The 25,308-nt window shown below is 33.4% G+C and carries 22 protein-coding genes; 11 read left to right on the top strand and 11 right to left on the bottom strand.

Annotated elements, in window-relative coordinates; genetic code table 11:
* The coding region (locus CVD18_RS03475) for a transposase (protein ID WP_103864054.1) at window positions 1-343 on the bottom strand (343 nt) is incomplete at its 3' end.
* Between the two features lie 179 nt (window positions 344-522).
* Entirely contained in the window at window positions 523-2,289 is a 1,767-nt protein-coding gene (locus tag CVD18_RS03470; protein ID WP_103864053.1) for a 1-deoxy-D-xylulose-5-phosphate synthase, read from the bottom strand.
* A 300-nt stretch (window positions 2,290-2,589) separates the two neighbouring features.
* On the opposite strand from CVD18_RS03470, the gene CVD18_RS03465 reads away from it, so the two are divergent.
* From CVD18_RS03465 to CVD18_RS03455, 3 genes are read left to right on the top strand one after another with little or no spacing between them, the layout of a single operon-like run.
* A complete protein-coding gene (locus CVD18_RS03465; RefSeq protein ID WP_103864052.1) occupies window positions 2,590-3,039 on the top strand; it encodes a nucleoside deaminase in 450 nt (149 codons plus the stop codon).
* Between the two features lie 20 nt (window positions 3,040-3,059).
* Window positions 3,060-4,979: a DUF294 nucleotidyltransferase-like domain-containing protein gene (locus tag CVD18_RS03460; protein WP_103864051.1), complete on the top strand. Its 1,920-nt coding sequence runs from the start codon at window positions 3,060-3,062 to the stop codon at window positions 4,977-4,979.
* On the top strand, window positions 4,980-5,654 hold the full coding sequence (locus CVD18_RS03455) for a 3'-5' exonuclease (RefSeq protein WP_103864050.1): 675 nt from the start codon (window positions 4,980-4,982) through the stop codon (window positions 5,652-5,654).
* Window positions 5,655-5,716: 62 nt separating this feature from the next.
* Here the strand turns inward: CVD18_RS03455 and CVD18_RS03450 are convergent, their stop codons facing one another.
* The 4 genes from CVD18_RS03450 to aspS form a co-directional block, all read right to left on the bottom strand.
* On the bottom strand, window positions 5,717-5,911 hold the full coding sequence (locus CVD18_RS03450; RefSeq protein ID WP_103864049.1) for a cold-shock protein: 195 nt from the start codon (window positions 5,909-5,911) through the stop codon (window positions 5,717-5,719).
* 86 nt (window positions 5,912-5,997) lie between these two features.
* A complete protein-coding gene (locus CVD18_RS03445) occupies window positions 5,998-6,255 on the bottom strand; it encodes a hypothetical protein (protein ID WP_103864048.1) in 258 nt (85 codons plus the stop codon).
* A 74-nt stretch (window positions 6,256-6,329) separates the two neighbouring features.
* On the bottom strand, window positions 6,330-8,117 hold the full coding sequence (locus CVD18_RS03440) for a chloride channel protein (RefSeq protein ID WP_103864047.1): 1,788 nt from the start codon (window positions 8,115-8,117) through the stop codon (window positions 6,330-6,332).
* 59 nt (window positions 8,118-8,176) lie between these two features.
* Window positions 8,177-9,925, bottom strand: a complete 1,749-nt coding sequence (aspS, locus tag CVD18_RS03435) for an aspartate--tRNA ligase (RefSeq protein WP_103864046.1) — start codon at window positions 9,923-9,925, stop codon at window positions 8,177-8,179.
* A 250-nt stretch (window positions 9,926-10,175) separates the two neighbouring features.
* Here aspS and CVD18_RS23320 point away from each other — a divergent pair, with 250 nt between their 5' ends.
* Together CVD18_RS23320 and CVD18_RS03425 are read left to right on the top strand one after the other, a co-directional pair.
* Window positions 10,176-12,911, top strand: a complete 2,736-nt coding sequence (locus CVD18_RS23320) for a TonB-dependent receptor (protein WP_304529238.1) — start codon at window positions 10,176-10,178, stop codon at window positions 12,909-12,911.
* 546 nt (window positions 12,912-13,457) lie between these two features.
* Window positions 13,458-13,748 carry a hypothetical protein gene (locus tag CVD18_RS03425; protein WP_103864044.1) on the top strand — a complete coding sequence of 97 codons (291 nt, stop codon included), beginning with the start codon at window positions 13,458-13,460 and terminating at the stop codon, window positions 13,746-13,748.
* A gap of 205 nt (window positions 13,749-13,953) precedes the next feature.
* Here the strand turns inward: CVD18_RS03425 and CVD18_RS03420 are convergent, their stop codons facing one another.
* Window positions 13,954-14,874: a LysR family transcriptional regulator gene (locus CVD18_RS03420; RefSeq protein ID WP_103864043.1), complete on the bottom strand. Its 921-nt coding sequence runs from the start codon at window positions 14,872-14,874 to the stop codon at window positions 13,954-13,956.
* Window positions 14,875-15,118: 244 nt separating this feature from the next.
* On the opposite strand from CVD18_RS03420, the gene CVD18_RS03415 reads away from it, so the two are divergent.
* From CVD18_RS03415 to CVD18_RS03390, 6 genes are all read left to right on the top strand, one after another.
* Window positions 15,119-15,853 (top strand): YARHG domain-containing protein, encoded by a 735-nt coding sequence (locus CVD18_RS03415; protein ID WP_103864042.1) that lies wholly within the window; start codon window positions 15,119-15,121, stop codon window positions 15,851-15,853.
* A 117-nt stretch (window positions 15,854-15,970) separates the two neighbouring features.
* Window positions 15,971-16,468 carry a DUF2867 domain-containing protein gene (locus tag CVD18_RS03410; RefSeq protein WP_103864041.1) on the top strand — a complete coding sequence of 166 codons (498 nt, stop codon included), beginning with the start codon at window positions 15,971-15,973 and terminating at the stop codon, window positions 16,466-16,468.
* Between the two features lie 142 nt (window positions 16,469-16,610).
* Entirely contained in the window at window positions 16,611-16,868 is a 258-nt protein-coding gene (locus CVD18_RS03405; protein ID WP_103864040.1) for a hypothetical protein, read from the top strand.
* 85 nt (window positions 16,869-16,953) lie between these two features.
* Entirely contained in the window at window positions 16,954-17,355 is a 402-nt protein-coding gene (locus tag CVD18_RS03400) for a hypothetical protein (protein WP_103864039.1), read from the top strand.
* 14 nt (window positions 17,356-17,369) lie between these two features.
* Window positions 17,370-18,086, top strand: a complete 717-nt coding sequence (locus CVD18_RS03395) for a hypothetical protein (protein WP_158250380.1) — start codon at window positions 17,370-17,372, stop codon at window positions 18,084-18,086.
* A gap of 41 nt (window positions 18,087-18,127) precedes the next feature.
* On the top strand, window positions 18,128-18,499 hold the full coding sequence (locus CVD18_RS03390; protein WP_103864037.1) for a DUF1801 domain-containing protein: 372 nt from the start codon (window positions 18,128-18,130) through the stop codon (window positions 18,497-18,499).
* Between the two features lie 87 nt (window positions 18,500-18,586).
* Here the strand turns inward: CVD18_RS03390 and CVD18_RS03385 are convergent, their stop codons facing one another.
* From CVD18_RS03385 to CVD18_RS03370, 4 genes are read right to left on the bottom strand one after another with little or no spacing between them, the layout of a single operon-like run.
* Complete coding sequence (locus tag CVD18_RS03385; protein ID WP_103864036.1) at window positions 18,587-22,087, bottom strand: efflux RND transporter permease subunit; 3,501 nt, start codon at window positions 22,085-22,087, stop codon at window positions 18,587-18,589.
* A 7-nt stretch (window positions 22,088-22,094) separates the two neighbouring features.
* Window positions 22,095-23,261: an efflux RND transporter periplasmic adaptor subunit gene (locus CVD18_RS03380; protein WP_103864035.1), complete on the bottom strand. Its 1,167-nt coding sequence runs from the start codon at window positions 23,259-23,261 to the stop codon at window positions 22,095-22,097.
* Between the two features lie 7 nt (window positions 23,262-23,268).
* Window positions 23,269-24,636 (bottom strand): TolC family protein, encoded by a 1,368-nt coding sequence (locus CVD18_RS03375; RefSeq protein ID WP_103864034.1) that lies wholly within the window; start codon window positions 24,634-24,636, stop codon window positions 23,269-23,271.
* Complete coding sequence (locus CVD18_RS03370; RefSeq protein ID WP_103864033.1) at window positions 24,633-25,238, bottom strand: TetR/AcrR family transcriptional regulator; 606 nt, start codon at window positions 25,236-25,238, stop codon at window positions 24,633-24,635. Before CVD18_RS03370 ends, CVD18_RS03375 begins: the two co-directional genes overlap by 4 nt.
* Window positions 25,239-25,308 lie beyond the last annotated feature (70 nt).

The raw sequence follows: 25,308 nt of genomic DNA, 5'->3' as shown, positions 1-25,308 counted from the left end.
CCGCTTGTACGTAACTATGGAAACCTTGCTCTGGATTATTAAGTCGTTTTGATAATCCATCGTGTACAGCTGGAGTAATGATTCGCTTGCGCTGCTGTTTTTCTTTTGAATTCAAAAGCATGGCGAATAAACCTCCTTCTTTATATAACTTGAGCCAAAGTTCCATACTACGAACGTGATATCCTAAATGTTCTGCCAAGGCTGATTGTGTAGAAAAGCTTGATTCTCTAATATGTAACAAAGATTGTAGTCGTAATACATTTTTAGGATTAGTCTCTTTTCTGATTAAATTCCGTAAATGACTTGAGGATTCTTTTACTTCTAATAATATATGCTTACCCATTCTTTAAATATACGAAAAATTTATCCGTAAATTGTATAAGTACACAGTTGTATGTCAATAGATACTATACCACAGTTGTATATAGGTGATCATCTACTTAAACCAGATCTCTTTGTGTATGATTTTAAAATGACTGAAATTTTGTTTATCAGTTGATTATGGTAAGAAGGTATGCGGGATTATAGAAGTGATTGGATCGTTTTTTCTATTTTTTTGGCAGAAATACCACAAATATCATGTAACTCAGAAACAGTGCCGTGATGAATAAATTGATCAGGGATACCTAAAGTGATAATATTGGAGTTACTATCAGATTGATTGGCGTAATCCATAATCGAACTTCCAAAACCACCTTTTGTAATACCGTCCTCAACAGTGATAATAGTGGTGTATTTATTGAGTATTTTTTTTAATAGTTTGGTGTCTACTGGCTTTATAAAACAAAAGTGATAATGACTTATTTTTTCTTTTATAGCTACTATAGCTTGTGTAACGTTATGTGCAATAGTCCCTGTAGAAATGATAGCAATCTTTAGGCCATTAGAAATTTGATATGCTTTGCCTATTTCTAGTTTTTGCATTGGGGTTTTCCAGTTGGTGATATGTCCTCGTCCTCTAGGGTATCTGATAGCTATAGGATTGTTTAACCCTAGAGAAGCAGTATGTAATAGATGTCTTAATTCGATTTCATCTTTTGGAGCAGCAATAATCATATTGGGAATACAATTGAGGTAGGCAATGTCAAAAACGCCATGATGTGTAGCACCATCTTCTCCTACTAAACCAGCGCGATCAATACAAAAAATGACGGCTAGATTTTGTAGAGCAACATCATGAATTACTTGATCATAAGCACGTTGTAAAAAAGTAGAATAAATAGTGCAGAAAGGTATTAGCCCCTGACTAGCCATTCCAGCAGCCAATGTAACCGCATGCTGCTCGGCAATACCTACATCAAAAGCCCTGTCAGGCATTTCCTCCATCATATATTTTAGAGAACTTCCTGTAGGCATTGCTGGAGTAATACCTACAATTTTAGGGTTTTTTCTGGCTAGTTCTAGGATGGTATGCCCAAAAACATCCTGAAACTTTGGGGGTAGCCCTGTATTATCTTTAGAAATTAAATCTCCAGTAGAAGCATCAAATTTACCAGGAGCATGATAAGTAACCTGATTTTCTTCTGCTTGCTTAAGTCCTTTTCCTTTGGTAGTAATGATATGCAAAAGTTTGGGGCCATCAATAGATTTTAGTTCCTCAAAAGTTTTGAGTAACATAGGTAGATCATGACCATCGATAGGGCCAAAATAGTTAAACTGTAATGCTTCAATAATATTATATGCCTTAGGCTTGAATCCAACTTTTGCCTTAGTAAGGTATTCTTTTAGGGCGCCAACACTAGGGTCGATACCTATCGCATTGTCATTAAGAACAACAAGAATGTTTGTATCTGTTACTCCTGCGTGATTAAGGCCTTCAAAAGCCATACCACTTGCTATAGAAGCATCACCAATTATAGCAATGTGTTGTGTTGTTTTTTTACCCTTTAATCGAGAGGCAATTGCCATACCTAAAATTGCTGAAATAGAAGTAGAAGAATGCCCTACCCCAAAAGTGTCATAGTCACTTTCACTACGTTTAGGAAAACCACTGATACCATTTAATTGGCGATTGGTATGAAAAATGTCTTTTCTTCCAGTAAGTATTTTATGAGGATAGGCTTGATGCCCTACATCCCATACAAGAAGATCATTGGGAGTGTTGAATACATAATGAAGTGCTATTGTGAGTTCTATGACACCCAAACTAGCACCCAAATGTCCTTCTTTGGTAGCTACAATGTTGATTACAAAATCCCGTAACTCCTGAGCTAGTTTTGGTAGTTGATCGGGAGAAAGCTTTCTGAGATCAGAGGGATAATTAATATGTTGTAATAATTCGCTTGACATTCAAAATGTAATTCTCATATACAAAACTACGATATTAAACCCGCTTTATACAATAGAACTTTGTTTTGAAGGTTTTGAAATGTGATAAATGCGAATGTTTTCTTCATTTTTGTAAAATCAATGACTGTTTTTGTGTAAGAATTATTTTTCTAGTAGAGTCATTGTGTTTAAGGCCTCATTACTAGGCTTAGAAATCGATGTTTTTTGAAATTTATAGATAAAACTAAATTTTTAGTTTTTATTAGGAATCAAGTTTCTTGTCAATTTGTTTAAGTTTGTGTACAACCTTAATTAGGAAATATGTTAGAGCCATTGGATGATTCTTATTTTATGAAAAAAGCCTTGCAGGAAGCTGAGTTGGCATTCGAAAAAAATGAAGTGCCTGTGGGTGCAGTGATTGTGGTAGAGGATAGAATTATAGCAAGAGCTCATAATCTTACAGAGCTGTTAAACGATGTTACTGCGCATGCAGAAATGCAGGCTATTACAGCAGCTGCAAATTTTTTAGGAGGTAAATACCTTAAAGATTGTACATTATATGTAACTCTAGAGCCATGCCAGATGTGTGCTGGAGCATTGTATTGGAGTCAAATCAAAAAAGTGGTTTATGGAGCGGTAGATGAACAAAGAGGTTGTATCGCGATGGGTACAAAACTGCATCCAAAAACGAAAATGATAGGAGGAGTGCTTAAAGAAGAGTGTGGAGCATTGCTTACTCGTTTTTTTGCTGAAAAACGTAACCTTAATTAGAATAGAAAATCTCTTGTGATATGAAGAATACAATTGCAGAGCGTGTACAGGATTTCTTAAAACAATTCCCCCCTTTTGATAGTATCAAAAAAGAAGAACTATTACAGATTTCTAATCAGATTAGAATTCTGTATGTAGAAAAGGGAGGATATGTTTTTCAGCAGGACGAAGCATGTCATGAGGAATTCTATATTGTAAGAGAAGGAGCAATTGGGTTGTATAGGGATGCCGATGTAGATGAGAAGCTGATAGATATATGTGATGTAGGAGATCTATTTGGTTTACGTATCATGATTATCAGAAAAAATTATAGGATGACAGCCAAAGCAGATGAAGAATCTATTGTTTATGCGATTCCTGCTGAGGTTTTTGAGCCTTTTATTGATGAAAATAAGGAGGTGAATAAATTTTTGTTAGGTACGTTTGCGGCGCATGCCAGAAATGATTACACAGAAACAGCAAAGGGTCAACAGATAGATAACACGATCTCTGTAGAAGCAGCCACAGATCTTTCTGCTCTGCGTAGTGTCTCGTATCGTAAAAAACCTGTTACCTGTGTGGCAGAGAAATCTATACGAGATATCGCTCAAAAGATGACCGATAAAAAAGTAAACTGTATTGTTGCGGTAAATGAAGATAAATATCCAGTTGGTATCATTACAGATAGAGATTTAAGGGCGAAGGTAATTACTGGGTTATTTCCTGTGACATCTCAAGTACATCAAATAATGGAATCTCCTGTAATTACATATTCAAAAAAAATAACAGTAGCAGAGGCGCAGATAGCATTGATTAAGCATGATATTAGTCATCTGTGTATTACAAAAGATGGTACGCCAAATTCAAAATTGATAGGTATTGTTTCTGATCATGATCTGTTGGTTTCGTTAGGAAATAACCCTTCGGTATTAATAAAAGAGGTAAAGCGTATCAAAAAACCACAGAAGCTTAGGTATATTAGAAAACAAGTAGAAAAATTATTGAAATCGTATTTGGAACAAAATATCCCGACGATTCATATAGTAAATATGATTTCTGAAATTAATGATGCTATTGTTGTTAGGGTAATAGAACTGTCTTTAAAACAAATGGAATCTCCTCCTCCTGTTCGATTTTGTTTTATGGTATTGGGAAGTCAAGGAAGAAGAGAGCAGTTGCTCTTGACAGATCAAGATAATGCAATTGTTTTTGAAGATGTAGAAGAGGTAGAGTATAAAGAAGTTCAAGGTTATTTTTTGGAATTAGCAAATTATATTACAAAAGGGCTGCATACTGTTGGGTTTGAATATTGCCCTGCAGAAATGATGGCTAGTAATCCAAGATGGTGTTTGTCATTATCAAAATGGGAATTGCAGTTTAAAGAGTGGATGACTGTGCCAACAGAAGAAGGAACCTTATTGTCATCTATATTTTTTGATTTTCAGCATGTGTATGGAGATATTACTATGACAGATCGATTGTCTGAGATCGTGTTCGAAGGTGTGAATAAGAGTAATAGGTTTTTAGAATTGTTAGGGGTTAGTGCTTTAAAAAAGCCATCTCCTTTAGGGTTTTTTAAGCAGTTTTTGATAGAGCAAAATGGGGAACATAAAGATACTTTTGATATTAAGACAAGAGCAATGATGGTATTGATTGATGCAGCTAGAATCTTAGCACTTTATCACAATATAAAAGGAGTAAATAGTACACTACACCGTTATATAAAACTTGCCGAAATAGAACCACAAAACGGAAAACTTTTTGAGAGCTGTGCCAAAGCATTTAGAGTGTTGATGAAGTTTAGAACCAAACAAGGGCTACTTCATCATGATTCTGGCAGATTTATACAATTAAATACGTTGAGTAAAAATGATAAATTAAAACTCAAAAGATGTTTTAAGCCTATTAGAGATGTACAAGAGGTATTACGAGTTAGGTTTCAGCTTAAAAATTTGATGTAAATGCGGTTTTGGGAAAAAAAGAATAAGAAGAATTATCCTGATTTCTGGAAAGAATATCTACATCTTTTTGGTAAAAAAAGCAAAAAACTACCACTGGCAGCTATTAGATTTGTTGCATTCGATACAGAAACAACAGGATTTGATTATGAAGAAGATCGTATCTTATCGATTGGAGCCATTGCTATAAGAAATGACTGTATTATTGTCTCAGATCAATTAGAGATGTACTTGCGTCAAGAAGTTTTTAATAAAGATACTGTAAAGATTCATGGCATTAGAAAAAACACAGATTTTGATAAGATTACAGAAAGAGAGGCGCTAGAATTCTTTATAAATTATATTGGCAATGCAATTCTTGTTGCTCATCATGCAGAGTTTGATAGAAAAATGATAAATAAAGCATTGCAAAGACATGGGCTGGGGGTGTTAAAAAATAAAATAGTAGATACGGGTATTTTGTTTAAAAAAACAAAACATAGAGTGTATCTTTATGATAAGCAGAATATACATTATACGCTAGATGAACTGTGTAATGACCTAAAGATATCAAAAAGTGACAGGCATACTGCGTCTGGAGATGCGTTTATTACAGCAATGGCTTTTATAAAAATTGTAATAAAGCTTGATAAAGATAAAAAGATTAAAATAAGTAGATTGTTTGGAGGGATTTTTTGATTGGGGTAAAATAAAAAAACACTACAAGAGTAGTGCTTTCGAAACTAGGGAAATATCTCCTTTTAACCAGTTATGCTTACATTAGCAGCTATAACTCCTTTTCTGCCTTCTTCTTCCTGATATTCTACTTTGTCACCCTCATTAAGAACTTCTCCATCAATTGCAGAAGCGTGAACAAAAATGTCTCTTCCTGTTTCGTCGTTAGTAATAAATCCGTAACCTTTTGATTCATTAAAAAATTTTACTGTTCCTTCCATTGTAATTAAAATAATATATATGTGAATACTAAAGGTAGTTTTTAATTCTTAATAAATCAATATCCAAATGTGAATATTTTCTAAACTTATAGCTCTTTTCTCCCCTGATTCTTCTCGTAATCTTTCATTTTTTTTAGGTTCTCCTCAGTAAGCATGTAGTCTTTTACTTTTTTGTTTTTCCATCTATGATAGATAAAAATGGGCATCAAAATAAAAGAAGTAGTTAATATGCCAATGCCAACTAATTTATCTCCTGTTGGATGATCTCCTGAGTTTTTAAAATAATATCCAATACAGATCAGGATAATTACTAGAATAAAAAGGATTCTGATAATATATTTCATTTTAAAGCGATATTAGGTGTTTGTGGTGCCGAGTGATCGATGAGTAATTATCTCTTTTTTTTAAGGATAATGTTTTATCGTGTAAAGGTAATTAACTTTCTGCGATACGAAGTGAGTAGTTTTGATTTTGAAATAAAACCATGGTATTTACCATTTTTGAGAACAGGAAGATTCCATGCGCCAGTATCTTGAAATTTTTTCATAACTGTTTTTGCATTATCCTTTTCATATATAATAGAAACAGGAGCTTTTGTCATTAAGTTATCTACTTTTAGTTTATGATATAAAGTAATGTCAAACATAATATCTCTGATACTATCTAGAGATACGATACCAATAAGGTGGTCAGACTCATCTGTAACAGGGAATAGGTTTCGGTTTGATTTTGAAACAGCTTCACTTAATAATTGTTTTAGTGTGTAACAAGATTTTACGGGGATAAAATTAGTTTCTATACACTCTTCAAGGCTCATGAGGGTTAATACTGTCTGGTCTTTGTCATGAGTTAATAAATGCCCTTGTTCAGCCAGTTCTCTGGTATATATATTGTGCTCTATTCTGTTTTTAGAGATTATAAATGATATAGAAGTGGTGATCATTAAAGGAACAAATAACTCATAACTAGAAGTGATTTCTGCAATAAGAAAGATAGAGGTAAGTGGGGCGTGTAATACACCTGCAATTAATCCAGCCATACCAAGTAATGTAAAATTGGCCTCAGAAACTTCAAACCCTAGCCCAAGGTTATTGATGACCTTAGAGACTACGTTGCCCAATGCACTACCCATTACCATTGTTGGAATAAATATACCTCCTGATCCTCCTGCGGCAAATGTAGCGGTCATGGCAACAGCTTTAAAGATAGTAATCCCTGTTAATAATGCAATAACAACCCAAATATTACTACTGACTGTGTCAAACGGAGTTTTTCCAATGGCAGTAAGGTGATTACCGTGTAATAGATTGTTTATAAAACCAAGACCTTCTCCGTAGAGAGGGGGGATGAAGTATAGCATAATCCCAATAGCAGTACCCCCAATTAATAATCTATGAATTTTTTTAGAAAACCGATCAAAGAAATGTAGGATGCCAAAATACATTTTGGTAAAATATATAGATGCAAATGCAGTGCCTATACCTAGTATGATATAAAAAGGAGTATCGTAAATGTCAAATTTTTCTAAAACATCAAACCTGAATAATACTTCATCTCCCAAAAAGAAATACGAAGTAATTATAGAAGACACAGAAGCAAAAAGCAAAGGCAATAAAGAGGTTAGCGTAAGATCAAGGCTAAACACCTCAACCGCAAATACGAGACCAGCTAAAGGGGACTTGAATACCGCAGATATTGCACCTGCAGAAGCACACCCGATCAATAATACTCTAGTTTTTCTGTTAACATGAAATAATGTACTAAAACTAGAGCTTAATGCTGATCCAGAGCTGATTGCAGGCCCTAAAAGACCAACTGACCCTCCAAACCCAACGGTAATGGGTGCTAGAATAAGGGGGAGATACCCATGAATAGGCTTTATAATTCCATTTTTTTTTGAAAGAGAGTATAAAATCAAAGGAATGGCTGATTTTATATCTTTCTTAAATATGTGTTTGGTAAGAATGTAGACAATAAGCAAACCGATTATTGGGATGATAAAATAAAAAGAAGTTTGCCATGAGATGATATCACTCTCTAGAATGACTTGAATAAAATGAGTGATGTTTTTTAATAATAAAGAAACAAGTCCAGCGGTGAACCCAACAAGAATACTGAGCATAAGAATAAATGTCTTGTTAGAGATATGACGATATCTCCACTTGAGAATCCTATACAGAAGTGTCCTTTTCTTTTGAAGAGACATAGGTGCTGAACTTAGATACTTAAAAATAGTAAAAATCCCGCTATAAGAGGGATCTTATCTTATAAATCAAGTTGAATGTTTAGTTCTTTGAGTTGCTCTTTATCAATATTTGATGGTGCGTCTATCATAACATCTCTACCACTGTTGTTTTTAGGAAAAGCAATAAAATCTCGAATTGTTTCTTGTCCGCCAAGAATAGAAACCAATCTATCAAAACCAAAAGCAAGACCTCCATGAGGTGGAGCCCCATATTGAAAGGCATCCATCAAAAAGCCAAATTGTTCTTTTGCCTCCTCTGGGGAGAAGCCTAGATGATCAAACATGAGAGCTTGTGTTTCTTTGTCATGAATACGAATAGAGCCACCGCCGATTTCGTTTCCATTTAATACCAGATCATAAGCATTAGCGCGCACATCTCCAGGTTTGCTATCTAGAAGCTCAATATCTTCAGGCTTAGGAGAAGTAAAAGGGTGGTGCATTGCATGGTAACGTTCAGTGTCTTCATCCCATTCTAATAAAGGGAAATCTACAACCCATAGAGGAGCAAATTCCTCAGGATTTCTTAGCCCTAATCGTTCTGCAAGCTCCATACGTAAAGCACTTAATTGTGCTCGTACTTTATGTGATTGTCCAGAGAGTACACAAATCAAATCTCCTGCTTTGGCACCAGTTTTTTCAGCCCATTTAGCTAAATCATCTTGATCATAGAATTTGTCTACAGAAGACTTGTAAGTACCATCCTCATTACATTTTACATATACCATACCAAGAGCGCCAACCTGTGGGCGTTTTACCCAATCAATAAGTTTGTCAATCTCTTTTCTGGTATAAGAAGCACCTCCAGGAACGGCAATACCTACAACCAATTCGGCGCTATTAAAAACACCAAATTCTTTATGTTGAGCAATCTCATTGAGTTCACCAAATTTCATCCCAAATCGAATATCAGGCTTGTCATTACCATAGGTTTGCATAGCTTCTTGATAGGTCATTCTAGGGAAATCTTCAATAGTAATTCCTTTTATTTCAGAGATAAGATGACGAGTAAGTCCCTCAAATATAGCCAAGATATCTTCTTGCTCTACAAACGCCATTTCGCAATCTATCTGCGTAAACTCTGGTTGCCTGTCTGCTCTTAAATCTTCATCTCTAAAACATTTTACAATCTGGAAATATTTATCCATACCGCCCACCATGAGCAATTGCTTAAAGGTTTGTGGAGACTGTGGTAATGCATAAAACTGCCCTTCATTCATTCTAGAAGGTACAACAAAATCTCTAGCTCCTTCTGGAGTGGATTTAATAAGGTATGGAGTTTCAACCTCAATAAACTCTTTTGCAGATAAGTAATTTCTTACCAACATTCCTACTTGATGACGAAACATCAAATTATTTTTTACAGGAGTACGTCTAATATCAAGATATCTATATTTCATTCTGATATCCTCCCCACCATCTGTTGTATCCTCTATGGTAAAAGGTGGTACAATTGCTTCATTAAGTATCGTTAGCTCATCGACTAGGATTTCGATCTCTCCAGTAGGTATCTTTTTGTTTTTAGATTCACGCTCTATTACCGTTCCCTTTACCTGAATTACAAATTCTCTACCTAGGGTTTTTGCTTTTTCTACTACAGTTGCCGAAGTGCGTTCTTCATCAAATATCAATTGAGTGATACCATAACGATCTCTAAGATCAACCCATATCATAAATCCTTTATCTCTCGTTTTTTGTACCCATCCTGATAGGGTAACTTCTTTTTTGATATCTGTGGAGCGTAGTTCACCACACGAATGACTTCTGTACATATAGTTACGTATTAAGGGTGCAAAAATAAGAAGTTTTAAGCATTACTTCATAGTAGATGTATGATAGTTTTTATAGAAAACAATTCCTGATTATAAGGCATTGTTTTTTGTGATGTTTTTATGATGTTTTTGTTGTTTTCATAAGTATATTCTTAGTGGTTTGCTACTTTTGTTACGAACAATTGTTAGGTTTAACAGTATTAATTCAATTTCTTTTAATAGATTTAACAAAACATTTAAACAAGTTATTATGAAAAAACGAACTCTTTTTTGCAAAATGAAGATTTTGCTATTACTAATTTTTATTCCAGCAGCGATATTTGCTCAGGAAACCATTACGGGAAAAGTGGTTAATAAATCAACTAGTGAACCCATTCCACTTGTTAATATTTTAGAAAAAGGAACATCCAATGGAGCAACTTCTGATTTTGATGGTAATTTTTCGATTCAAATAAAATCAATTCCTTCTACCCTTGTTTTTTCTGTAGTAGGTTTTAATACCAAAGAGTTAGAGGTTACTACAAATGCAGAGCTTACAGTATATATAGAAGAAGGAGCAGTTCTTGATGAAATTGTATTAGTAGGTAACCGTGCAAAACCAAGAACAGTACTAGAATCACCAGTAGCAATAGATAATATTACATCAAAAGAATTGGCAATAAGCGCACAGCCAGAATTAGATAAAATGATTGCTTTTAGAGTTCCTTCGTATAACTCTACCCAACAAACAGTATCTGATGCAACTGCCCATTTTGATCCGTCAGAACTTAGAAATTTAGGGCCTAGTAGAACATTGGTTTTGGTAAATGGTAAACGTAAAAACCAAAGTGCATTGGTATATGTTAATGAAACCCCAGGACGAGGAGAAGTTGGAGTAGATATGAAGAGTATACCTGCTGCTGCTATAGAAAGAGTAGAGGTGTTACGAGATGGTGCATCTGCGCAATACGGGTCTGATGCAATTGCAGGGGTAATTAATATTATTCTTAAGGAGAACCCTGATAAAACAACAATAAATATTGGTTCTGGAGTAACTACAGATGGAGATGGATTTACTTATAATGGAAGTGTAAACACAACAATTAATCCAGATTTTGGTGGGTATATTAATTTAACAGCAGATTTTTATCACCAGGATTATACCAATAGAGCACCAGAGCCAGGAAAAGATCTACTTTTTGGTAATGTTTTTCAGCCAGATCCGCAAGATGTGATCGACGGAAAACAGACACAACTAGAATTTGATCAACAATTAGCTTTGGCTAATAGTTTATTGGATGGTTCTCATCCTTGGATTCAAGAAAATCCAGATTTGGGGATGACTCTTGGTCAACCAGAGTATGATCGATTGGGAGTAGCTTTTAATGCAGGATTCCCATATGCAGATGATTCTGCTAAGTTTTATTTGTTTGGAAGTCTTCAAAAAAGAGAAGGAAAAAGTTTTGCATTATACAGAGCGCCATATTGGGTTTCTGATCCTTTTAATTTATTACATGCGTCAGGTACAGAATATCAAGGATTTCAACCAACTTTTGAGACGGATATACGTGATAACACTTTTACAGCGGGAAACAGTTGGGAAATGTTTAATGAATGGAAGTTTGATTTAAGTTATACTTTTGGGAGAAATGCAGTAGATTATGAAGTGAATAATTCTTTAAACCCTGATTTAGGTGCAAATAGTCCTACTAGTTTTAGAGTAGGAGGATATAAATTTAGTAATCATATTGGGAATTTAGATATTTCGAAAACTTTTGGTGATGTTAGTTTGACATTAGGATCAGAAATACGACAAGAACGATTTATTACTCTAGCAGGAGAATCTGCTTCTTATTTTGAAGGAGGTGCACAATCATTTCCTGGGTTAACACCAGAAAATGCTTTAAATGAAACTAGATCAAATATAGGAGCCTATGCAGGGTTAGATTGGGATGTGAGTGAAGCATTTTTGATTAGTGGAGCAGGGCGTTATGAAGAATATAGTGATTTTGGAGGTAATGTATCTTGGAAAGTAGCTGCTCGTTACTTGCTGGGAGATGATAAAGGAGCAATAAGAGCTTCTGTGAATACTGCTTTTAGAGCACCGTCGTTACATCAAATTTATTTAAGTAATATACAAACATTACAATTAGAAGATGGTAGTATCGGGCAACAAGGTACTTTTAACAATGTTGACCCTGTTATTCTTGATAGAGTTAATGGTTTAGGTGTAACACAATTAGACGCAGAAGAATCTTTTAATATTGCAGGTGGGATTACGTATAAATTTACGCCAAATTTCTCTGTAGCGGTAGATTATTATAATATCAAAGTTGATGATAGAGTATTGTTAACAAATCCACTAGGGTTTGATGGTGATAATACGACTGTGAATGCGGTAGAACAGGTGTTAATAGATAATTCTATACAGAATATTACATTTTTTGTAAATGCTGTAGATACCAAAACACAAGGTGTAGATTTGGTAGCTAATTATAGAGGAATTCAATTAGGAAAAGGTAGTTTGGGTATCAATGCTGCAATGAATTGGAATGAAACTGATATTGATGGAACTATCACAGTTCCTCAGAAAATATTAGATGCAGGATATACAAATATTTTTAATAGAGAAGAGAAATCTAGAATTACAACTGCAAGACCAAACCTGAAAGGAGTTTTAGGGTTTAGTTATGAAATTAGTAAGTTCAACTTTAACCTAAACAATACTTATTTTGGTGAAGTAACATGGCAACATCCTAATAATCCAGGTTTTGATCAAACTTTTGCAGGTAAGGTTCTTACTGATCTGTCTGTTTCATATAAGTTTGCAGAATGGCTTACAGCAAAAGCAACAGCTAATAATTTATTAAATGTTTATCCTGATGAGATTGAAACCTTTGGTGATTTTGGAACAGATCTTGGAGGAAGGTTTAGATATCCTTGGGAGGTAAATCAGTTTGGTTTTACAGGTACAATCCTGCAAGCAGGACTTGATTTTTCTTTTTAAAATTATATGAATTGAATATAATATAGTAAAAGAGGAAATTTAATAAATCGGTCAATTATACTGATTTTGGATGAAAGATCTCTTTCTACAAAAAAACGTCACATTTCTGTGACGTTTTTTTGTTTTTAAAAATAATAAGTTGATGTAAAAAATGACCCTTCTATGCTTTTTAAATTGAAGATTGGCTCTTAAGGCAAGCATAAATGGTATTATATAATACATAAAAAATATTTATGTATTATATAATAAATATAAATAAAAATATATCATTGATATGAATGATATTTGCTGTAGGAATATTCAAAATAATATAAAAAAATCGAATTAAAAGGTGAAATAAAAATGACAGGAATTCAAACAAAGAATAAGTATTTTTTTAATAATAATTCTGTGATATTATAAAGCTAATAATAGCACTATTTCATAATAATGAGTTGTTATTTTTATTTCATTGAAGATGTTGTGTGGCTAATAATATAGGAACATTAAATAGTGAACGATATTAAATTGAATGTACAAACCTTATAGATTGTAAATTATAATTATATGACAATAACAGAAGCAATACATAAAGTAAAATTGGTAGATAGTATTTTTACTCCTTCTGAAGCTTCAGATGTGGTAAATGCCCTTATCAGAGAAAAAATAAATTTTCACAAGTTACATAGACTTTCTGTGCACGAAGGAGATTGTAGTAGTGATACTAGTTATGATGATGGTCGTATTGCTCAGTTATTAAAAGAAAAAGAAAATTTCGCACCTATTTTTAAAGAGGCTATGATAGCTGGAAAAGAAGTTAAAATAAGTGGCTCTTTAGAAATTACAATAATAAATTAACTTCCCCCTTTTTTTATGTACGTAATGGAGCTATACTTTTTGATTGGTTGAATAGTAATCCTTCGTAACTGTTTTTCATTTTGGGGGTTTTAATTTTTCATGTAACAATGATGATCAAACCCCCAAAATTCTTCAAAAATAAACTGTATTTGTAGATACACGGTTTTAAGGTTAAAACGATAAAAAAATATACGGTTCTTTGTTTCTATGAATGTATTAACCGAAACTTTTCTTTTATAATTTCATCTTTTTTATCTTCAACATACTGTAAAAATGCTTTAGCTACTGGAGAAAATTGTTTGTTTTTTAACCAGATTAAATTCCATATAGATTTTAGAGGAAACCCTTTTACTGGGATAATTTGTAATCGCTTAGCTTCAAGGTCATTTCGAATGCCAATCAAAGGCATAATAGAATATCCTAAACCTGCAATCACAGCTTGCTTTACGGCTTCATTGGATGTAAGTTCCATTTTTTTTCTTACTGTAATATTGTTTTGCTCCAGGTATTTTTCCATTGTATGTCTCGTTCCTGATCCAGACTCTCTATAAATCAAAGGTAATTCTGAGAGGATGGATGTGTCATACATTTTTTTTTCAAATATCTCAGATGTATTTCCAACCAAATATAATTGGTTTTCCATTAGATTTGTTTTATGAATATGTAAATGTTTAGGTAATACAGAAACCAAGGAAAAATCAACAGAATTTTTCTCTAGGCTATTAATAACTATTTGTTTGTTGGTCACATCAAGAACCAAGTTTACTTCTTTATGTTGTTTCATAAAGTCAGACAAAAAATAGGGGATGATATATTTGCCTGTTGATACTACAGAAATTTTTAGAACACCGGATAATTGACCTTGATACGCCATAGTTTTGTAACTTATTTGGTCGACTTCTTGTATGATTTTTTGAGCGGCTGTTGCAATTTCTTTTCCAAAATCAGTAATGTATAATTTTCTGCCGATTACTTCGGTAAGTGGTATTGGGAATTGATCTTGAAAATTTCTGAGCTGAATGGAAACAGCTGGTTGAGTTAGATGTAATTCTTCAGAAGCCTTGGTGATGCTTTCCTTTTCAACAATTTTTAAAAAAATTTGAAGTTGGTGTAAAGTATAATTCATAAACAAATATAGTGCTTATTGATTATATGTATAAACTATACTATATGGATGGAATCTGTTCGTTTTGATTCCTAGAAGTAAAATCATCAAGTTGAATGCACTTTAATTTTGAGGATAGTAGGGGGCATCTATAAATTTTTATAATGTTATATTATACTTTTTTAGAATCTATACAATAGAAATTATTAAATTCGAGGCAACCTGTATAAAAAGGTAAATCATTTGAATAAGAATATTATATACAATGAAAATAAGGTTAATAGTATTTTATCTCTATAGTGGGATGTGTTTTTGTCAAATAAGTGATACTATAAATAGAGCCTATGTAGCTGTACAGAACTATGATATTGACCCATTGACCATAAAAAAAGTGGAGGTAACCAATATTTCTGATTATGTGGGGAGTTATCATTTTGGAGAATCAGAAGGAGAATCTGATTTAGAAATAATATATAGTAATGATAGACTTTTTGCCCGTATAGAATATAGTGATTGGGAGAATGATACTTGGGTAGCAAAGTCTGTGAGGCAATCTATTGAATATTCTAATGGAGTGGTAAGTATTGATAAAGCTTTCTATGAATTGTATAAATGTACAGAAACCTCTTATTTAACGTTGAATCAAGGAGTAAAAGGATTGGGATCATCTTATGTTGAGGAGGAGGAAGGCAAGATATGTCGTTATGTCCAATTTAACCCAAATACATCCATAATTATTCCTAAAGGGCAATATCCTGAAGCAAGCTTTGTAAAATTGTCTGTTGATGATCTGGAACAGTATACTAAGTCTGATCTAAAAATTATTCGTAATGAAATATATGCCAGAAGTGGATACGTTTTTAGAGAGGGTGGAACAATGAATAGATATTTCTTGAAGCAACAATGGTATAAAACCGTAGAAAAAAGAAATGAAATTAATCTAAGCGAGATAGAGGAGTATAATGTGAATTTAATTCTAAAAATAGAACAAAATCAATGATACAAAATATGAAGTATACTGCTTAAATATTCTTTTATTTATATAGTAGAGATCATTAGTTTTGGTAGCACTATTATAAGTTTTAAAAAATAATTCACCACTCATATTCATAATACAATGGCAATAAAGAAAGTTATAGAAGAAAAACTCTATCAGACAGAAAAATCAAACCAATTGTTTCCTAAGATTGATTTTGCAGACACTTTTTCTACTATTAATCATTGTAATACCATAGAAGAAATAACCAATTTAATTTTTATGACAACCCCAAAATGGGTAGCTTGGTTATTTGGTATTAGAAATAAGGTAGTCAAACTTTTTGGGATAAACGAGAGTAAACCCGATGATTATAAAGAGGATTTCAAAGTAGGAGGATATATTGGGTTTTTTAAAATTTTTTATCTCACAGATGATGAAATAATATTGGGTGCAGATGAATCTCATCTTAATTTTAGAGCGGTGGTAAAAAATGATCATCTACAACAGTATAATGTCAAGGTAACTACCTTGGTAGAGTTTAACTCCCGCAAAGGCAAAATTTATATGAGAATCGTGAAACCATTCCATAGATTGGTGGTTAAGAGGATGGTAAGAAATGCATATGCCGTTTTATAATTTTAAATGGAATACTGGTTTAATTTTGAAATAGTGATTAATGTGGGATAAATAAATTGATATAAGCATACAAATAAAAAAAATCATCAAACTCATAGTAACAGATCAGGCAAAAGAACCATATACTATAAAGAGATCGTAAATGAGGGCAAAACCACAATCAAAAAAAATAAGAAAAGAAAACCTGCCATGGCAAACTGTAGCAGATAGTGAGTTAAATTCTTCAGAATGGTTTGGGGCAATCTTTAGGTATTTTTGGTATTTAGGAAAAAGAGAATTTAATTCATTTTATAACCAAGAAGAGCTTAAGAAAAATACAGCAATTGGGTATCTGTTTAAAATCTCATTTGTTATTCTATGTATAGGGGTAGTTGTTTATTATACTGTGATTAAATTGTAAAAAAATATTTTGTTTCGCGGTATAAAGGGAGTCATGTGTGGTATATAACACCTTTCTTTGTATAGAAGAAAAGAAGATAATTATTATGAATATATTAGTGATTATAGTGTTTGTTCTCATGATGATATGGGGAATCATTTTTTTGAGATATCGTATGTCATATTCAAAATCTATTGTCTTTGAGTCAGAAGTTAAGTATGTGATGATTGAACTAGGGCAACAAGATTTTTATAGACATGCTTTTGAATCTTTAATGGGGAAAAAGAAAGTGTGGATCAAAGATGGTTTTATAGACATAGCGTACATATATGTTGATAGAAAAAATGATGATACTATATATCCAGAAAATCCATTCGAAATGAAACAAAAAAACTATACCATGCAATTACAATGTAAAATTAAGCCATTGGTTTTTGGGGGGTATAGTCCAGCTACTATTATTTCATGTCAGTCTATTAAAGGAGAGCCACTAATACGTAAATCTTAATATACATGCTGCATATGCGAACCAGTTTAATTCTTATAATAACAATATTCATAGTTTCATGTAAGGTAAGAAAGGAACGTGATGTAGAGGATACAGTGATTGAGCAGCAGCCAAATTTGATAATAACAAACCAAGAAAAGGAAATAACGACTAAAAGTATATGGGAGGAGAAGCAGGATTTATTAAAAACAGTACTGCTTAATTCTAAACCAAACGAAGCCTTGAAATTGAGTATGCTTCAAGAGTTTTATATAAAAGGAGTTGTCGATGAGCGTGATGGAATGTATGAGTTTACTCTCAATTTTGATTTGCATGATTTTGATTGCGGAGCTCCCGATTGTTATTTCACAAATATTACATTCAGCATTCCTGCAACAAACCCTGTATCATTTCCTTCTGAAATTAACTTTAAACTGATAGAAGATGGATGTATTGATAAGAAAATTTCAAAAACAGGAACCTTTGAGCTGGTCGAGCAAACCACCGAATTTGTTAATTATTATTCAAAAAATGAGCAAAGTAATTTGTTGCTATTAGGAATAGACAAAAATAAGGAGTATGCCTATTATTTTACAGAGGTAGATTCTGGTGCGACAAAAAAAATGTTGATAGATGAGCTGTTGGATAATTATAATCAAGAAGATTCTACAACTATTGCTCCATATCGAATTACTACTATGAGAACTAGAGAGTACGGGATGTTTTTAGAGGAAAAGAGTAAAGCCCATTAGACACAGAAGTAGACTTTTATGGTTGTAAAACATTTAAATCGATGAAACAAGAACAACTAGATACTTATTATTTAAACAAAGAAGAACCTAATAAAAGTTGTTTACTTGCTTTGCGAGATATTATACTTGCACAAGATGACAATATTACTGAAACCCGAAAATATGGAATGCCTTGCTTTTGTTATAAACAAAAGATGTGTTGTTATTTATGGACAGATAAAAAAACGAATGAACCTTATATCCTAATGGTAGAAGGAAAACATCTTGATCACCCAAAACTGGAGGCAGGAAACCGCTCCCGAATGAAAATTTTCAGAATTAATCCAAATAAAGATATTCCTATTGATGAGATTTCTTTATTGCTAAAGATGGCTTTAGATTTGTATAGAAAAGGAATTGTTAAAGTGAAATAATATAAAAAAGAAGAGTGTATATCATATATACAAAGGCTGAATTCTTAGAATTCAGCCTTTGTGTTTTTATCAAATATTGCCTGTTATTTACTGCACAGTGGCAGTAGTCGTAGCAGGTATTTCTGCAACGTTCTTTTTGCTAAATCTAACCTTTATGCGGTTTACAATAAAGAATAGGCAAGGCACGATAATCAATGTAAGGAATGTTGCGATAATCAACCCATAAATTACTGCCCATGCTAGTGGTCCCCAGAAAATTACATTATCTCCTCCTAAGTATATCTTTGGATCAAAATTAGAGAATAATGAAAAGAAATCAATGTTGAAACCTATAGCTAGAGGTATTAAGCCTAATACTGTGGTAATAGCAGTTAGTAATACAGGTCTCAAACGAGCCTTTCCACCTTTGATAATGATTTTCATTACTTCATCATTAGGTAGTAGACTTTTCTCTGGGATATTGAGTTCTACTTTTTTACGATCTATAAGAAGTTGTGTGTAATCCAGTAAGACAACCCCATTATTTACAACAATTCCCGCTAAAGAAATAATACCCATCATCGTCATCATAATAACAAAAGATGCTCCAGTCACTAATATTCCTCCAAAAACACCAATAAAACTCAAGAAAATAGCAATCATAATGATAGTTGGTTTTGAAACAGAACTGAATTGGAAAATCAGAATCAACATAATAAGACCTAATCCAGAGAAAAAAGCTCCCATTAAAAAGGCCATCTGTTTACCTTGTTCTTCTATCTGACCTGTGTAATCAATCTTAACTCCTCTAGGTAGTTTTATAAAACTACCCATTTCTGTTTGTATCTGTGACACGATAGCTCCAGCATCTGTATATCCTGGTTGTAAGCCAGAATAAACAGTAACCACTCTTTTTGTGTCCTTGTGCTTAATAGCACTAAAAGATGAGGTGTTTTTCTTTGAGGCAACAGTAGATACTGGGATCTCTTTTAGTTGACCTCTAATGTTTCTAAATGTAATATTTTGATCAAATAGTGCACTTGTATTATACCTGTTGTCTTTATTAAAACGAACATAGATATCATAATCTTCTCCGTCTTTTTTGTAGACTCCTGCTTTTTCTCCAAATATAGATCTACGAAGTTGGTTTCCTACTTGACCAGCGGCTACTCCTAATCCACCAGCTTTTTCACGATCAACCACTACTTGCATAGCTGGTTTTCCTTTATTAACATCGATTTTTAATTCTTCGATACCAGGAATATTCTTCTCATTAATAAAGTTGCGCATTTTCTCTGCAATATTGATCAACTCGTCATAGTCTGGTCCTTCTATTTCAATATTAATAGGGTATCCTACAGGTGGTCCTACAGGATCTTTTTCTACAGAAATAGCAACACCTGGGTAGATTCCTTTCAGTGCTTCCTGTACTTTTTGACGTAATACCTCAGAGTCTTTTCCTTTGCGATACTTATATTCTCGCATGGTGGCTGTAATTTTACCTTTGTGAGGCATTTCGGCATTACTTCCCCCATCAGTTTGGGGGTTTCCTGCACCTGCACCTACTTGAGAAACTGCAGACTCTACAAGGAAATTATGATTTGCTCCCTCTATATATTCAGTATCGTTGACAACAGCGTATACACGTTGTTCGATTTCTTTGGTTATCGTATTGGTTTTTTGGATATCGGTTCCTTGAGGATATTCAATGTATACAACAATCTGATTAGGTTTGTTGTCAGGAAAAAACTCAACCTTTGTACGTTGGCTTCCTATAGAGCCTCCAAACATTGCAAATACAACAAATAGTAGAATAAAGGTTCCTATAACAAATCCATATGCTTTCCAGCCTTTTAGCGCTGAAGTCAAGAAACGCTGATATTGATTCTCTAACCAGGCTAGAATTCTTGTTTGAAAGAAAATTGCAGCTTTTTTGAGGCCGTATTTATATCCCCAAAACATGATTGCAGTAAAAATCATAAGGCTTCCTAAACCACTTACTGTTCCTCCAAAAATTAATACGAAAAGACCTAGACCACCTAGGATAATACTTAATCGTATTAGTTGTTTTACCGTCAGAGTTTTTTCACCAACTTCCATAAACCTAGAAACTAGCATAGAGTTGATGAAAATGGCAACAAATAATGAGGATCCTAATACTACGGATAATGTGATTGGGAAATAGATCATAAATTGCCCCATAACTCCAGGCCACATACCCAAAGGAATAAATGCAGCTACGGTTGTAGCGGTAGAAATAATGATAGGATATGCAATTTCACCGATTCCTTTTTTTGCAGCTTCAATTCTAGACATACCTTCTTCCTCCATTAATCGGTATACGTTTTCAACTACTACAATACCATTATCTACAAGCATTCCTAACCCCATAATCAAGGCAAAGAGGATCATCGTATTCATGGTGTATCCTAGAGCTGATAGGATCATAAAAGACATAAACATTGACATTGGGATGGCAAACCCTACAAATAGTGCATTTCTAAACCCTAAAAAGAACATTAAAACACCAACAACTAGAATGATACCAAAAATAATATTGTTTACCAGATCATTTACTTGGTTGTTAGTCTTTTCTGACTGATCATTGGCTACAGTGATATCTAAATCTTGTGGAAAAATATCCTTTTGAGCATCTTCAAGAATTAATTTTATCTTTTCTACTGCCTCAATCATATTTTTTCCAGAACGTTTCATCACGTCTATCATAACTACACTATGACCAAACTCTCTGGCATAGGTGGTTTTATCTTCGTCTTTAAAACTAATCTTAGCAATATCTCTTAGGTATACTACCCCATCTATATTTTTTACTACAAAATCATTTAGTTGAGAGGGGGTGTCAATTTCTCCCAATATTCTTATGGTACGTCGTTGCCCGCTAGCAATCATATTTCCAGCAGACATCGTCATATTACCATTACGAATAGTGTTAATCACATCGTCAAAGCTCACTTTGGCTGCCATCATCTTATAAATGTCTACAGCTACTTCTACTTCTTTTTCTTGAGCCCCTCTGATTTCTGCTTTTTTAATCTCGGGGAGATCTTCGATCTCATCTTCTAGATATTCGGCAAACTCCTTCAGTTTTTCAACAGGATAATCACCTGCTAAATTGATATTCATGATCGGTGTCTCTTCAGAAATACTTAAATCAAAAACATTAGGTTCTACTTTGGCTCCATTAAAAGTAGGCCAATCTTCATTTGCTTTTTCAGAATCTACTTCGTCTTTTACCTTTTGTTTGGCCGCAGGAACCGAGATTTCTTCATCAAACTCAATTGTCAAAATCCCATAATCTTCTTGAGAAGTAGAAAGAACTTCTACTACATTACTTATATTTTTTAGTTTATCCTCAAGAGGATCAATAATAAGACGCTCAATATCTTCTGCTGTATTCCCAGGATAGGGGATACTGATATAAATTTTGGTTTCGTTGATCTCTGGAAAATTTTCTCTTGGCATAGAAAAATATGCAGAGAGTCCTAGCACCAAGAATATACCGATCATTACATAGATCGTGGTTGGGTTATCTATAGCCCAGGACGATAGCTTAAATTCTTTATCTACCTTTTTGTTGTTGACTTCCATAGGTGTACTAGTTTAAAATTTTAACTTCCTGACCATCTTTTACACTTCTAGCTCCTTCACTAATAATTGCATCACCACTAGAAATCCCTTTGATAACCTCGATAAGGTCTCCTTGTGTTTTTCCTGTTTTTATGATCACTCTTTTGGCTTCTGCAATATTCTGATCATTTTTGCTAGAGGTAACATACGTGTACTGATCTCCTTCTGCATTTTCAGAAATAATACTTTGTGGTATTAGTATTGCTTTCTCATTGGTGTAATCATTAATTTTTACTTTGGCAGTTAGGTTTGGTTTTACAGTTCCTCCTTCAGATGGGATACCTACTTCAACCATAAAAGAACGGTTGTTTGGGTTAATGTAATTTCCTACTTGTCTAATTTTGGTACTGATTGTTTTTCCTAGTACAGGAAAAAATACTTCTACATTCTTACCAACAGTAACATTAGGGATGTAGCGTTCTGGGACTTCCGTTTCAATATACATATCATCTAGATTAATGATACGTATGATAGATGATTGTCCTGGGGACACAACAGTTCCTTGTTCTGTAATAATATCATCAATTACTCCTGAGAAAGGTGCGTTGATGGTTGTTTTTGCTAATTGGCGTTTGACTTGATTCACAGCATTTTGTTGCGCCTCAAAATTTGTTTTGGCTTCTAGAAATTGAATTTCTGAGCCAATTTTTTGATCCCAAAGTCTTTTTTGGCGATCAAAAGTAGTTTTTGCCAATTGCGCTTGTACTTGAATTTGTGATAATTGCTGGCTCAATCCACCATCATCAATTCTAGCTAATAATTGACCTTTGGATACTTTTTGTCCTTTTTTGACATAAACGCGAGTAAGAATCCCTCCCATTTCTGGGTAGAGTACAATATTCTTCTTGGTTTCTACATTACCCTGCAATTCCAAATAGTGATTGAATATTGTGTCTTTTGCAGTAATAGTAGTTACCAAAGGAACTTTCTTTACTGAGCCCAAAGAGGCTATTGCTTCATCCAATTGTTTTAATTGGTTAGCAATAGTTTGCTGTTCAGCCATTACTTCGGTTCTCTTAGTACGCAATGCCTGTAGATTACCTTCTTCTATAATTTTATCAATAGACTTCGAATTATTGTTTCCACATGAAATGATAAGAAGTGATATAGGTAAAATAATGAATATCTTTTTCATAATATGGTTAATTATTATTATTTGGTGTGTTTAAAATCGTCTCTAAATCAGCTTTTCTATTAATGATCGTTAGCATTGCATTTAGTACTTCATTTTGCGATGTATATAACTGTAATTGTGCTTGTCTTAATTCAAAACTACTGGCAAGACCTTCAGAATACTTAATTTGATTCTTCTTTTCGATACGTTCGGCAAGAGTTAGGTTTTGTTTTGCAGTGTCATAGCTTTCTATAGAGAATTTATAATCATTAATGGCATTGTTGTATTGCAAATTAATCTGTTGTTGTGTTTTTAATAAATCTGTAATAGATTGTTCGCTTGCTATTTTTGCTTGTTGTGTTTTGGCACTTCTTTTTAATGAGCTAAAAATTGGGATTTTTAGGCTCGCTCCCAAAATAGAAGATTGAAACCATCTGGTCTCACTATCAAGAAATACAAAATCATTATTAAAGGCTGCAGTTCCGTAATTTACAAAAGCAGACAAAGAAGGGAGTGCTCTACTTCTTTCTAGTTTTAATTCTAATCGTCTTTGCTCTGTAAGAAGATGAGCTAGTCGATAATCGATATTGTTTTCTATATTAAATGGTTTTGTGATCACAGATTGATCCGTGTTTTTTACAGCAAGACTATTAAGATCATCAGAGAGAATTATCTCTGAATTTACATCTACACCTATAGTTAGATTAAACATTTGCATAGCAGTTTTTTCTAAACGTTCTGCATTGTTAAGCTGATTGGTTATTTGTAGCAGAGTGATTTGAATTTGCTCTAAATCTTCTTCTTCGGCCATACCGTTTTCAAAGATTTTTTTGGTTTCATTGTAGTTTTTATCTAAAGTAGCTACATTGTTTCTCAGTATTTTTACACTTTCTTGAGCAATCAAAACGCTACCGTAGGCATTAATTACACCCTTACGAACTTCTAGTTGTGTTTTTTCTTCAACATCATTAGTGTATTGTAAAAAACTTTTTGCTGCTTCTAGACCTACTAGATATGACCCATCAAAAATAAGTTGTGTCAAGGTTGCAGTAGCAGATGCTTGCTGTTTGGTTCCAAAAACAACGGGAACAAAGGTGCCTGGTTCTCCACCAGTAATTTCTGCTGGTAATAATGATACGGGTTGTTTTAATTGGTTTTGATAATCAATAGAGGCATTAAGTTGTGGTAGACCATCTGCCGTTGTTTCCCATTTTCTCTTTAAAGCTTTTGCTACATCTCGTCTGGCATTGATAGATTGATAGCTGTGTTCTAATGCGAATTCTATCGCCTCATCCAGTGTAAAGGAATATGAAGAATTTGCTGGTGGTTGTTGCTGGGCTAACACAGTGGTTGCATATAGCCAGCCTAGACAAATTAACCAAAGGTTGTTTCTCATACTTGGTTCTCTTTTATTAGATTGTTTAAAATTGTACGTCCTTTTTCTGTGGTAATACCTAGAATATGATATTCTAGGTAATCATCCATAAGTTTTGTTACAGGAAACATTTGATCAGGAAACATTTCCTTGTCTTTGATGCCGTTAGTTCCTATAAAATAGATTCTTGAAATAAATTCGACATCAATATTATCTCTAAAAACACCTTTTTCAATTCCTCTATTCAAATTATCGACAACAGATTTTTGCATCACATCAAATTGTTTTGATTTGAGTACTTTATAAATCTTCGGATAATATTTTTGAAGTTGATATTGCGGTGCTGCCTTTTCGTTTTTTAGATAATTCATTACAAATGCCTTAATGGCATATAGTTCCTCTATAGGGTCAAAACCTTCTTCTATGATTGTGTCAATTCCATTACAAACAAGGCTGAATAGCAGTTCAATAGTAGCTTCTACTAGTTTTGTTTTGTTTTGAAAATGAGTGTATATTGTTTTTTTAGAGATGCCCATCTCAGAGGCAAGATCATCCATAGTAACACTTTTAAAACCTAGTGTCAAAAACATATCAGTAGCTTTTTCTATTATTTTCTCCTTCATTGTTGGATGGACTTATTTTTGTCAAATGTACGTAATGGAAACTTTTAAAACAATAAACGTTTCCTAAGTT

It is taken from the genome of Aquimarina sp. I32.4 (genome assembly GCF_002924285.1).
Taxonomy (GTDB): Bacteria; Bacteroidota; Bacteroidia; order Flavobacteriales; family Flavobacteriaceae; genus Aquimarina.
The sequence above is the reverse complement of the archived record's forward strand: the minus strand, read 5'-3'. Positions and strand labels throughout refer to the sequence as shown.

What these genes read in the sequence shown, in the direction of transcription:
- CVD18_RS03440 (WP_103864047.1), bottom strand. Translation starts at nt 8,117, where the DNA reads ATGTCTCTTCAAAAGAAAAGGACACTTCTGTATAGGATTCTCAAGTGG.
- CVD18_RS03455 (WP_103864050.1), top strand. Translation starts at nt 4,980, where the DNA reads ATGCGGTTTTGGGAAAAAAAGAATAAGAAGAATTATCCTGATTTCTGG.
- CVD18_RS03450 (WP_103864049.1), bottom strand. Translation starts at nt 5,911, where the DNA reads ATGGAAGGAACAGTAAAATTTTTTAATGAATCAAAAGGTTACGGATTT.
- CVD18_RS03375 (WP_103864034.1), bottom strand. Translation starts at nt 24,636, where the DNA reads ATGAGAAACAACCTTTGGTTAATTTGTCTAGGCTGGCTATATGCAACC.
- CVD18_RS03380 (WP_103864035.1), bottom strand. Translation starts at nt 23,261, where the DNA reads ATGAAAAAGATATTCATTATTTTACCTATATCACTTCTTATCATTTCA.
- CVD18_RS03425 (WP_103864044.1), top strand. Translation starts at nt 13,458, where the DNA reads ATGACAATAACAGAAGCAATACATAAAGTAAAATTGGTAGATAGTATT.
- CVD18_RS03465 (WP_103864052.1), top strand. Translation starts at nt 2,590, where the DNA reads ATGTTAGAGCCATTGGATGATTCTTATTTTATGAAAAAAGCCTTGCAG.
- CVD18_RS03385 (WP_103864036.1), bottom strand. Translation starts at nt 22,087, where the DNA reads ATGGAAGTCAACAACAAAAAGGTAGATAAAGAATTTAAGCTATCGTCC.
- aspS (WP_103864046.1), bottom strand. Translation starts at nt 9,925, where the DNA reads ATGTACAGAAGTCATTCGTGTGGTGAACTACGCTCCACAGATATCAAA.
- CVD18_RS23320 (WP_304529238.1), top strand. Translation starts at nt 10,176, where the DNA reads ATGAAAAAACGAACTCTTTTTTGCAAAATGAAGATTTTGCTATTACTA.
- CVD18_RS03470 (WP_103864053.1), bottom strand. Translation starts at nt 2,289, where the DNA reads ATGTCAAGCGAATTATTACAACATATTAATTATCCCTCTGATCTCAGA.
- CVD18_RS03415 (WP_103864042.1), top strand. Translation starts at nt 15,119, where the DNA reads ATGAAAATAAGGTTAATAGTATTTTATCTCTATAGTGGGATGTGTTTT.
- CVD18_RS03420 (WP_103864043.1), bottom strand. Translation starts at nt 14,874, where the DNA reads ATGAATTATACTTTACACCAACTTCAAATTTTTTTAAAAATTGTTGAA.
- CVD18_RS03395 (WP_158250380.1), top strand. Translation starts at nt 17,370, where the DNA reads ATGCGAACCAGTTTAATTCTTATAATAACAATATTCATAGTTTCATGT.
- CVD18_RS03410 (WP_103864041.1), top strand. Translation starts at nt 15,971, where the DNA reads ATGGCAATAAAGAAAGTTATAGAAGAAAAACTCTATCAGACAGAAAAA.
- CVD18_RS03445 (WP_103864048.1), bottom strand. Translation starts at nt 6,255, where the DNA reads ATGAAATATATTATCAGAATCCTTTTTATTCTAGTAATTATCCTGATC.
- CVD18_RS03400 (WP_103864039.1), top strand. Translation starts at nt 16,954, where the DNA reads ATGAATATATTAGTGATTATAGTGTTTGTTCTCATGATGATATGGGGA.
- CVD18_RS03390 (WP_103864037.1), top strand. Translation starts at nt 18,128, where the DNA reads ATGAAACAAGAACAACTAGATACTTATTATTTAAACAAAGAAGAACCT.
- CVD18_RS03405 (WP_103864040.1), top strand. Translation starts at nt 16,611, where the DNA reads ATGAGGGCAAAACCACAATCAAAAAAAATAAGAAAAGAAAACCTGCCA.
- CVD18_RS03370 (WP_103864033.1), bottom strand. Translation starts at nt 25,238, where the DNA reads ATGAAGGAGAAAATAATAGAAAAAGCTACTGATATGTTTTTGACACTA.
- CVD18_RS03460 (WP_103864051.1), top strand. Translation starts at nt 3,060, where the DNA reads ATGAAGAATACAATTGCAGAGCGTGTACAGGATTTCTTAAAACAATTC.